9 protein-coding genes are annotated in these 11,119 nt (G+C 36.4%); 5 read left to right on the top strand and 4 right to left on the bottom strand.

Annotated elements, in window-relative coordinates; translation table 11 throughout:
• Nucleotides 1-2,172 (bottom strand): DNA helicase RecQ (gene recQ / locus ACY65O_RS03355; protein WP_462219436.1); only part of this gene is annotated, 2,172 nt, incomplete at its 3' end.
• Nucleotides 2,173-2,418: 246 nt separating this feature from the next.
• On the opposite strand from recQ, the gene ACY65O_RS03350 reads away from it, so the two are divergent.
• The 5 genes from ACY65O_RS03350 to ACY65O_RS03330 all read left to right on the top strand — a co-directional run bounded on the left by ACY65O_RS03350 (nucleotide 2,419) and on the right by ACY65O_RS03330 (nucleotide 8,192).
• Nucleotides 2,419-3,384 (top strand): KpsF/GutQ family sugar-phosphate isomerase, encoded by a 966-nt coding sequence (locus ACY65O_RS03350; RefSeq protein WP_462219435.1) that lies wholly within the window; start codon nucleotides 2,419-2,421, stop codon nucleotides 3,382-3,384.
• Between the two features lie 7 nt (nucleotides 3,385-3,391).
• Nucleotides 3,392-4,888, top strand: a complete 1,497-nt coding sequence (locus ACY65O_RS03345; RefSeq protein ID WP_462219434.1) for a S41 family peptidase — start codon at nucleotides 3,392-3,394, stop codon at nucleotides 4,886-4,888.
• Entirely contained in the window at nucleotides 4,885-5,967 is a 1,083-nt protein-coding gene (locus tag ACY65O_RS03340; protein WP_462219433.1) for a mannose-1-phosphate guanylyltransferase, read from the top strand. Before ACY65O_RS03345 ends, ACY65O_RS03340 begins: the two co-directional genes overlap by 4 nt.
• Nucleotides 5,968-6,117: 150 nt before the next feature.
• Nucleotides 6,118-7,269: a methionine aminotransferase gene (locus ACY65O_RS03335; protein WP_462219432.1), complete on the top strand. Its 1,152-nt coding sequence runs from the start codon at nucleotides 6,118-6,120 to the stop codon at nucleotides 7,267-7,269.
• A 104-nt stretch (nucleotides 7,270-7,373) separates the two neighbouring features.
• Nucleotides 7,374-8,192 carry an amidohydrolase gene (locus ACY65O_RS03330; protein WP_462219431.1) on the top strand — a complete coding sequence of 273 codons (819 nt, stop codon included), beginning with the start codon at nucleotides 7,374-7,376 and terminating at the stop codon, nucleotides 8,190-8,192.
• Here ACY65O_RS03330 and ACY65O_RS03325 read toward each other — a convergent pair.
• From ACY65O_RS03325 to thiL, 3 genes are all read right to left on the bottom strand, one after another.
• Complete coding sequence (locus tag ACY65O_RS03325; RefSeq protein WP_462219430.1) at nucleotides 8,182-8,352, bottom strand: hypothetical protein; 171 nt, start codon at nucleotides 8,350-8,352, stop codon at nucleotides 8,182-8,184. The genes ACY65O_RS03330 and ACY65O_RS03325 overlap by 11 nt on opposite strands.
• A gap of 66 nt (nucleotides 8,353-8,418) precedes the next feature.
• Entirely contained in the window at nucleotides 8,419-9,912 is a 1,494-nt protein-coding gene (locus ACY65O_RS03320) for a S41 family peptidase (protein WP_462219429.1), read from the bottom strand.
• Nucleotides 9,909-10,937, bottom strand: coding sequence for a thiamine-phosphate kinase (gene thiL, locus ACY65O_RS03315; protein WP_462219428.1), 1,029 nt, complete (start codon nucleotides 10,935-10,937; stop codon nucleotides 9,909-9,911). Before thiL ends, ACY65O_RS03320 begins: the two co-directional genes overlap by 4 nt.
• Nucleotides 10,938-11,119: the final 182 nt, after the last annotated feature.

The following is an 11,119-nucleotide window of genomic DNA, read 5'->3' as shown; positions in this document are numbered from 1 at the left end:
GCAGCTTTTAAAATACTCCATAATTTCTTCCTGCTCGTATTCATCAACCATTTCATCAATAGCATAATTAAGGTTGAGTTTGGTGCCGCTGGCTACAATAGTTTCCATTTCTTCTAACAGCTCATCAATTCTTAAGCCTTTGTTTTTAGCCACTGTTTCCAATGGTATTTTTTTATCAATGTTTTGAATGATAAAGATTTTATTATTGTTCCTGTTGGCTACCGTTTTCATTACAAAATCATCGGGCCTGGTAATGTCATTTTCCCCAACATATTTTGCAATTACATCAATAAAAGGTTTGCCGTAGCGCATGGCTTTGCCTTTACTAACGCCACTTATTTTTTCCAGCTCAGCCATGGAGGTTGGATACATGGTAGCCATATCTTCCAAGCTGCTTTCTAAAAAAATAACAAAGGGTGGAAGGTTTTTTTCTTTGGCTACTTTTTTACGTACCTCTTTTAATAATTCTACTAATTTTTCATCCACAGTGCTGGCGGCTTCGGCAGCCTGTTCGCTTTCTTCATCATCGGCATTGGCTTCTTCAAATAAATTATTCAACACAATTTTGTAAGAAGTGGGTTTCTTTAAAAACGCTTCTCCTTTTTTGGTGAATTTTAATAAACCATACTCTACAATATCTTTTGCAATTATTCCGCTCAGTAACATTTGGCGAATGAGGCTGTTCCAAAAATGTGGTTCTTTATCGTTACCACTTGCAAAAACATCCAGCTCTTCGTGGCGGTACATTTTTACTGCAGGTGTAGCTTTACCTGCTAAAATTAATTGCACATATTCTATAGGAAAACGCTCTTCTAATGCCTTAACAATTTTTAAAACAATTACCACTTCATCTTTTGCTTCAATTCTTTCTTTAGGATTTAAACAGTTATCGCAATGGCCGCAACTTTTACTGTCATTGTATTCTTCTCCAAAATAATGCAGCAAAGTTTTTCTGCGGCACACACTGCTTTCGGCGTAACTAACGGTTTCGTTTATCAGCTGTGCACCCACTTCTCTTTCGCTAAGTGGTTTATCCCTCATAAAATGTTCCAGCTTGGCCACATCTTTATGAGAATAATAGAGGATACATTTTCCTTCCATGCCATCACGTCCGCCACGGCCGGTTTCCTGGTAATAATTTTCTATTGATTTAGGTATGTTGTAATGGATAACAAAACGAACATCGGGTTTATCTATACCCATTCCAAATGCAATGGTGGCAACAATTACATCCACATCTTCATTTAAAAACTGGTCCTGCCTGTCGGCCCTTAACTTACTGTCTAACCCGGCATGATATGCCACGGCTTTTATACCATTTGCCATCAGCATTTTGGCAAGGTCTTCGGTAGTTTTTCTGTTTAATGTATAAATAATACCGCTTTTGTTTTTATGCTGTTGTATAAAGCGAACAATACTTTTATTGGTTTGGTCTAAATTTATTTTAGGCTGTACTTCATAATATAAATTGGGTCGGTTAAAAGAGGAGATAAAAATTTTAGGGCTGCGAAGACCAAGATTTTTTACAATATCGCTCTGCACTTTTGGAGTGGCAGTGGCAGTTAAAGCAATCACAGGAATTTTTTCGTCAATCATATCCATAATCTCTCTCAGCCTGCGGTATTCGGGGCGAAAGTCGTGCCCCCATTCAGATATACAATGAGCTTCATCTACAGCAAAAAAAGAAATTTTAAGTTCTTTAAAAAAAGTAACGTTTTCTTCTTTGGTCATAGTTTCCGGCGCTACATACAGCATTTTAGTTTTGCCGGTAGTTAAATCGTCTTTTACAATTTTTTGCTGCCCTTTATTTAAGGTGCTGTTTAAAAAATGTGCCACATGGTCTTTACTGCTGTAACTTCTTACCAGGTCAACCTGGTTTTTCATTAATGCAATTAAAGGCGAAACAATTATTGCCACCCCATCACTTATAATAGCAGGTAACTGGTAACATAAACTTTTGCCGCCGCCGGTGGGCATAATTACAAAGGTGTCGTTGCCCGATAAAAGGTTTTTAATAATATCTTCCTGGGAGCCTCTAAAACTATCCAGCCCAAAATGTTGCTGCAGTTCGGCAGTTAAATCCGGTTGATTTTTTTTAGGTGCACCCGATAATTTTACCGGTTGTTTTGTATCAGCCTTTATTTTAGCAGATTTTGATTTTACGGTAGCCATAACAAATTTTCCTTACGATATTGCTTTATTTATAAACAAACTTAATTTTTTAAAGAGGGCAGCGAAGTTAACCATCAGCAGCTGTAAAAGCAAGGCCTTTAAAAACTATTCAGGGATAATTAACAATATATAATCTCTTAAGATAAACAAAAAACTGCAAACGGCAAGCCTTAAATAAAAACAAACCCGCCGGGCTTAATGTGCTTTGCATTATGACCGATTTAGAGTAGGTTTGCGGCACAAAAAATGAACAGCAGCGTAATTATATCTTCTGCCCTTAAAACCATTGAGCTGCAGGCCCAATCGGTAAGTGGCCTGTCGGTATTTATTAATGATGATTTTGTAAAGACGGTTTTAAAAATTGCTGCTTCAAAAGGAAGGGTTGTAATTAGTGGTATTGGTAAAAGTGCCATAGTAGCACAAAAAATTGTTGCTACATTAAACAGTACCGGAACGCCGGCCTTGTTTATGCATGCTGCCGATGCCATCCATGGCGATTTAGGAATGATACAACAGGATGATGTGGTGATAGTGATAAGTAAAAGCGGCGATAGTCCCGAGATAAAAGTTTTAGTATCGTTAATAAAAAACTTTGGTAATGTACTTATTGGAATGATTGGGAACACCCAATCGTACCTGGCACAGCAAAGCGATATTATTTTAAATACAACAGTACAACAGGAAGCCTGCCCCAACAACCTTGCACCTACTACAAGCACCACCGCACAAATGGTAATGGGTGATGCACTGGCGGTTTGCCTTATGGAATTAAAAGGGTTTAACAGCCACGATTTTGCAAAGTTTCATCCGGGAGGAATATTGGGAAAAAAATTATATTTAAGGGTAAACGATCTGTCATCTGCCAATGAAAAACCAGCAGTATTGCCGGAGGCAAACCTGAAAGAAGTAATTGTAGAAATGACAAAAAAGCGTTTAGGCACTGCTGTGGTAGTTAGTAAAACTAATACTGTTTTAGGAATAATAACCGATGGAGACTTAAGAAGGATGCTGGAAAAAGGAAATGATTTTACTGCCATTACTGCTAAAGATATTATGAGTGCACACCCTAAAACAATTGCCGCCGGTGCAATGGCAACTGAAGCCTTAGATATATTAAAAGCTAACAATATCAGCCAGCTGGTGGTTACAGAAAATGAAATATATGCCGGTATAATTCACCTGCATGATTTAATAAGAGAAGGAATAATATAATTGTACTATGAATAACAGGTGGCTGCTTGTGGTTGTTATTAATTTAATATTTCTGGGGAGTTGTGTAACAGATGATTTGCAAGACCCTTCGGCTAAAAAAATATCTTTACTAAAAGCAAAAGAAGACCTTAATATTTTTAACGCCATTTTAAAAAAAGCGCACCCCTCTTTAAACCTGTATATTTCTAAAAAAAGATTTTCATTTTTATCAGACAGCATTAAATCATCTGTAACAGAAACAATATCTGTAAGGGAATTTTATAATAAAATACATTTTATTGCCAACGAAACAGGATGCTCCCACACCAATGTTGAATTGGCGGGCTACGTTTACGACACCCTTCAAAACCGGCCGTTTTTTTTCCCTTACCCGGTAAAATGGATAGAGAATAAATTATTGGTAAATGTTGCAGGATTTGATTTGCCGGAAGGGACAGAAATAAAATTTATTAATAAGGAACCCGTTAAAAAAATTATACAACAATTAATGATGTATAATTCGGTGGAGGGCTTTCACAGAAAAACCCAGGAGAACCTGGCAGGGGATGATTTTAGCCTGGAATATTTTTTAAAATACGGCGATCAAAAAAAGTTTGACCTTATAATTAAAGATACGCTTGGCAAGGAAAGGAGCCTTACGGAAAAAGCCATTGATTTTTCTGAATGGAATAACCGGAATACAAATTATAAATATTACTACGACCCCGTAAGTGTAGATTATGATTGCACCATTAATGATGAAAAAAAATATGCCTACATAAGAATAACAACATTTGATTACCCCAATAAACAAAAGCAAAATGCTTATGAAAACTTTTGTTACAATTCCTTCGAATTACTGAAAAATAAAAAAGAGATACAATCGCTTATAATTGATTTAAGAGAAAACCGTGGTGGTAGTTTATACAATTGCTTTTTGCTGTATTCATTTTTAGCGGATAATCCATTTAATGAATATGAGCAGGCTATCTGTAAAATTAAAACAATACCCTACGAAGATTATTTAGAAAAAGATTTCATCAGTTATAAAAAAGATGACATTAATAAGACTATAGAAAAAGAATTTACCGCCAGGTTAAACAACGAATTTTTTACAATACCAGATACTTTAATTGAAAAATGGAAGCCCAATAAAATTCATTTTAATGGCAATGTTTACATTATAAGCAACAGCAGTGTTGTATCTGCCGCTTCTTATTTTGCAGTAATGATAAAAAATGCCGGCCGGGGTAAAATAATAGGAGAAGAAACGGAGGGTGGCGCATATTCGGGAAACGGCTTCTCCACTTTAAAATATGAGTTGCCTAATTCAAAAATAAATTTTAGTTTTCCTTATGCACACTTTATTTATACTTATAAAGAAGAAAAAAATACGGGCCATGGTTTAATGCCCAACTATAATGTTCCGGATTCTTACTGGTCGTTTAAAAATAATGAAGACAGGCAGGTTACATTTATAATAGATAGCCTAATTTTAAACAAAAAACAGCATTTAACAAAATGAATAAAAATTACTATGTAGCTATTATGGCCGGCGGTATCGGCAGCAGGTTTTGGCCAATGAGCCGTACCGATTTTCCTAAACAGTTTTTAGATATTTTAAATATCGGAAGAACACTTATACAGGGAACCTTTGACCGCTTTGCTGCTTTTATTCCGGCAGAAAATATTTATGTGGTAACCTCCGATCAGTATAAAGATATTGTTGCCGAACAGTTACCCGAAATACCAGTGGCAAATATTTTGTGTGAGCCATCAAGAAAAAATACAGCGCCTTGTGTGGCCTATATTGCTCATAAATTATTGCATCTTAATCCCGAAGCTAATTTAATTTGTGCGCCTGCCGATCATATTATTTTAGAGCCCGAAAATTTTAAAACCACTTGTTTAGGTGCTTTAAATTTTACAGCTAACATAAAAGCATTGGTAACATTGGGTATAAAACCAACGCATCCCAATACTGGGTATGGTTACATTCAGTACGACCAGCAATCGGTTAGCGAAAATGTATATAAAGTAAAAACATTTACCGAAAAACCAGATTTAGAACTGGCAAAAACTTTTATTGCCAGTGGCGATTTTTTATGGAATGCAGGCATATTTGTTTGGCAGGTAAAAAATATTGTTGCGGCTTTTGAAAAACTTTTGCCTGAACTGAATGAATTATTTGAAACAGAAAAGGCAAGCTTTAATACGGCATCAGAACAGGAAGCTATTGACAGGATTTATCCGCAGTGCGTAAATATTTCTATTGACTACGGCATAATGGAAAAAGCCGATAACGTGTATATTATTCCATCCTCTTTTGGCTGGAGCGATTTAGGTACATGGGGCAGCGCTTACGAAAATTTACAAAAAGACTATTTAGAAAATGCAGTTGCAGGAGATAATGTGGTGGTAATTGATGCTACAAAAAATATGGTGCATGCTGATAATAAAAAATTAGTGCTGCTGCAGGGCCTTGATGATTTTATTGTGGTGGATACCAAAGATGTTTTAATGATTTGTAAAAAAGACAGGGAGCAGGAAATAAAACAATACGTGGCAGAAATAAAACGCAGTAAAGGAGATAAATTTTTATAAGGAAGTTGCCCGCTGATTACGCAGATAGCGCAGAAAAAAGAAGAATTTTTATATAGCCACGGATTACACAGATTTTCAGAGATGAAAAATATAATAAAAAAATCCATGAAAATCTGTGTAATCCGTGGCCAAGCTTTTAAATAAAAATAATTGCTACCAACAATACATAGCAAACAACCCAATGCAGGCACTACCATTTTTACAGTAATGAGTGTGCTGGCTGCAGAACATAATGCCATTAATTTAGGCCAGGGCTTTCCCGATTTTTTAATGGATGAAGAACTGGTTGCACTGGTAAATGCCGCTATGCAAAAAGGCAATAACCAGTACGTACACATGAACGGGTTGATGTTGTTAAGGGAACGCCTTGCAGAAAAAATAAATAGTTTATACGCAGCAACCATAAATCCCGAAACTGAAATTACCATTACACCCGGTGGCACTTACGCCATCTTTACTGCATTAACCACGGTGCTGCAACCTGGTGATGAAGTAATTGTTTTTGAACCGGCTTACGACAGTTATATCCCCACGATAGAAATTAACGGAGCGGTACCTGTTTTAATTCCATTAACTTTTCCTGATTATAAAATTGACTGGGAACTGGTGCAACAAAAAATTTCTCCTAAAACAAAAATGATAATGCTTAACTCGCCGCACAACCCAACGGGCAGCGTGTTAAGCGCCAATGATATTGCACAGTTAAGAGCAATTGTAAAAGATACCGGCATTTTTATTTTGAGTGATGAAGTATATGAACATTTAATTTTTGATGGGTTGCGCCATGAAAGCATGTTGCGTTACCCCGATCTTTTAGAAAGAAGTTTTGTTTGTTTTTCGTTTGGTAAAACTTATCACTGCACCGGCTGGAAGATTGGCTACTGTGTTGCGCCTGCAATACTAATGACTGAGTTTAGAAAAATTCACCAGTTTAATTGTTTTAGCAGTAATAGTACCGTACAATTTGCATTAGCAGAATATTTATTGCACAAAGAAAAATATTTACAGCTCGGTAGTTTTTTGCAAACAAAAAGAGATTATTTTTCTAGGTTGATGCAGCAAACAAAATTTAAAGCATTGCCTTCGCACGGAAGTTATTTTCAGTTGTACAGTTATGATGGCATAAGCGATGAAAGTGAAAAAGATTTAGCTATCCGTTTAACAAAAGAATATGGTGTAGCCACAATACCCACATCAGTTTTTTATAAAAATAATACCGATAATAAAGTATTGCGTTTTTGTTTTGCAAAAAAAGAAAGCACATTGGAAGAAGCGGTAAATCGGTTAATAAAATTGATGTAGGTGTCAGACGGTTTTAAACCGTGATGACACCTAAAACGCTTAAATTTGGAAAAACCTATAAGGTTTTTAAAACCTTATAGGTTTGCCATAAATGACTTAATCATATGTCCACACTCACCATCACCACTATACAAAGCAATTTATTTTGGGAAGATAAGCAGGCCAATATGCAAATGCTGCAGCAAAAGATTGACAGCATTTCGGATAAAACAGAAATTGTAATACTGCCCGAAATGTTTACTACCGGCTTTAGCATGCAGCCCGAATTATTTGCAGAAACTATGGATGGCGAAACAATGGAGTGGATGAAAATGGTGAGTAATAAAAACGGTATTGTGTTAACCGGCAGCGTAATGATTGAAGACGAAGGAAAATATTTTAACCGCTTAATATGGATGTTGCCCAACGGACAATTTGGTTATTATGATAAAAGACATTTGTTTGGCTATGGTGAGGAAGATAAACATTACAGTAGCGGCAATAAAAGATTAATTGCGTCGGTAAAAGGCTGGAAAATAAATTTACAGGTTTGTTACGATTTAAGGTTTCCGGTGTGGGCACGCCAAACCCCCTCCCAACCTCTCCAGGGTGGGGAGGAGAAAACCAGCGCTGCAGAATACGATGTATTAATATATGTAGCCAACTGGCCCGAGCGCCGCAGCCACGCCTGGAAAACTTTATTGTGTGCAAGGGCTATAGAAAATCAATGTTATGTAATAGGTGTAAACCGTGTGGGTGATGATGCAAAAAATATTCATTACAGCGGCAACAGTTTAGTAATTGACCCAATGGGGCAAGTGTTATACCACATGGCTGATGAAGAAGACATTAATACTATAACCTTATCGAAAGAAAAATTGGAAGAAGTAAGAACGAGGTTTCCTTTTTTAAATGATGCGGATGATTTTATTATTAACTCATAATTTTACTGCAAAAAATATCAAGTACTAAATTTCTTCTTAAGTTTGGATACCAAAATTGTTTTCTCTTTAGCCTGAATTCTTTTTTCCACGGTGCGTTTTTGATAATTTCCTCCACAACAGTAGTAATCTTTCTACCAGATATTTTTGATTTCTTTTTCATCAGCTTGTATTTTGAAACAGCTTTGATAATTGCACATTGCCTATTGCTAAACCTAATTCCAAATTACTAATTCCCAATTCCCTTCCTCCCTTTTATCATCTCCATCACCACCTGCATTTTTTTATCATAACCTTTTAGTAAAGCATCGTAACTGGTACCAATATAAATATCGGGCATTACACCACGGCCATCTTTGGGCACATGTTTGTATTGCACTAATCTAAATAAGGGAAGTCGAACCCGCAAATGTGTGTTAGGTAAAGTAATATCCGGAATCATAATACCATTGTTGCCATGCCAACCGCCACCGGCTTCTTCGCCAACGATAGTAATACCCGGCTGACCTTTTATGGCATTGCAAAATAATGCCGAGGCCGAAAAAGTTTGCCCGTTTATCAGCACATACAGATCGCCGCCAAAATAATTTTTTGTTTTAGGGTGATACAATTTTCGCTCCCACATACCAAAATGGTAATTGCCATCTTTTCTTTTTTTAGTTAAGAAGAACAGCCCGATATTATTTAAAAATTTTCCTTTTATATATTTAGAATAAGGCCCTAAAGATTTTGCAACAGCATAAGAAGAATCGGCAACTTTAAAAGCTGTACGGGTCACATATTTTGTAAGCAGGGTTGATGAATTTATTTTACCGCCACCATTGCTCCTGATATCCAGCACCACATTTTTAATACCGGCTTTTTTTATGTAACGGAATGTTTGGCGGAAAAATTTACGCAGCTTTCCTGTGCTGAAAGTATTTAAAGTAATTACAGCTGTGTTATTAGCTGTATCAACTGCCAGTGAACGTATGTTTTGTAATTGTTGCTTTTTTCTTTCTCCTTTAGTTCTTTTTATTACAGGGATAATTTTTGTTTTTTTTCCTGTATCTTTTGGTGGATCGAACAAAGGGATGGTTATAATTTGTTGCTTGCCCAAACTGTCTAAATAATTAACGGCATAACTTTTACTAAGCCCAATAATATTACGGTGATAATACGGAAAATTATTGCTCAGCCTCAGGTAATTTACATTGTTAGCATTGCCATCTTCCGTCATGTAATTAAACAGTGTTTGTTTAATTGCTTCGTTGTTTAAACCATTAATGCCTGTAATTAAAGTGCCTCTTTTTAAAATGGAATCTTTGCGGTTTAAGTTTCCTGTTACCGCCATTGTATCGTTCCATACTTTCATAAATAATGGAAAAGAAGGGATTATTTTATTGCTCACCCATTTATTGTATCCCTTACTCATACCAAAGCTGGTATGGCCGCAATGTATTTTATCGGTAAGTGGCGCAATAATCTTCCAGCCAAATTGCTGTTCGGTCATGCTGTCTTCAATGGCGGTATAGTATTTTGCAAAATACATATCCATGCTATCCTTGCTGGTGTACCAATATAATGACGGATGTTTTTTTTCAAGGATATTTTTCAGTAAAGTATAATCCTGTTGTAATTGTTGCCTGGGATATTTTTTATTGGGGGAATAAGTTTTTGAAACTGAACAACTGCTCAGTAAAATAATAAAAGAAAAAAATATGATTTTGGGTTTATAAATCATTTGCTCAAATGGTTCCAGCCTTGTGCAACTAACTGATGTTTATTACCACCACGGGTAATAATATTTTTGCCTTCAGCAGCTTCGGTAATGTAGCCAATAATACTTAAGCCATTATTAGCATTTATTTTTTCGAAATCGGCCTGTGCTACTGTAAATAATAATTCATAATCTTCGCCACCGCTTAATGCACAGGCTGTAGGGTCCAGTTCTAATTTATAAGCAAAGGCTTTGCTGTCTTCATTTAATGGCAATTTATCTTCGTACAAAACACAACCCACATTGCTTTGTTTACAAATGTGCAGCAGTTCGCTGCTAAGGCCATCGCTAATATCCATCATGCTGGTGGGCATAATGTTTTGCGCCGCAAAATATTCAATCACATCTTTTCTTGCTTCGGGTTTTAAAAGGCGGCCAACAATGTAGGCCTGGTTTTCTAAATCGGGTTGTGCGCCGGTGGTTTCAAAAATTTTTCTTTCTCTTTCTAAAATAGTCAGGCCTAAAAATGCGCCACCCAAATCGCCGCTCACACAAATTAAATCGTTTACTTTAGCGCCGCTCCTGGTAACATAACTGTCCGGGGCAACCTCTCCAACGGCGGTAATGCTAATTACAAAACCCCGCTGGCTGGTGGTGGTATCGCCGCCAACTAAATCTACCTCATATGCTGCGCAGGCCGCATACACACCTTCGTAAAATTCATCCAAAGCTTCTACACTAAATTTATTGCTGATGCCAATGCTTAATACAATTTGTGTAGGCGTAGCATTCATGGCATAAATATCACTCACATTTACCACCACACTTTTATAACCCAAATGTTTTAATGGCGTATAACTTAAATCAAAGTGGATACCTTCTAACAAAAGATCGGTGCTGATAACTGTTTGCCTGCCAAAATGATCAATCACGGCTCCATCATCACCCACACTTAAAATGGTAGAAGCGTTTTTTGTTTCATTGTTTTGGGTAAGATGATCGATTAAACCAAATTCGCCAAGGGATGATATTTCTGTTCTTTCCTGCATACTAAATATTTTTTTTTTCTAATAGGATAAAAGATAAAAGGAGAAATAATGCAGCTCTCTTTTAAACTCCTTTACTCCTTTGTCTCTTAGCTTAATTGTTTTTTATTATTAATGATGTTCAATAGCTCATCATGTATTAATCCATTGGTTGCAACTATTTGATGTTGATAAGGAGAATATTT

The organism is Ferruginibacter sp., assembly GCF_031430955.1.
In the GTDB taxonomy this organism is placed as follows: Bacteria; Bacteroidota; Bacteroidia; order Chitinophagales; family Chitinophagaceae; genus Ferruginibacter.
This window is presented reverse-complemented; position numbering and strand designations above follow the sequence as displayed.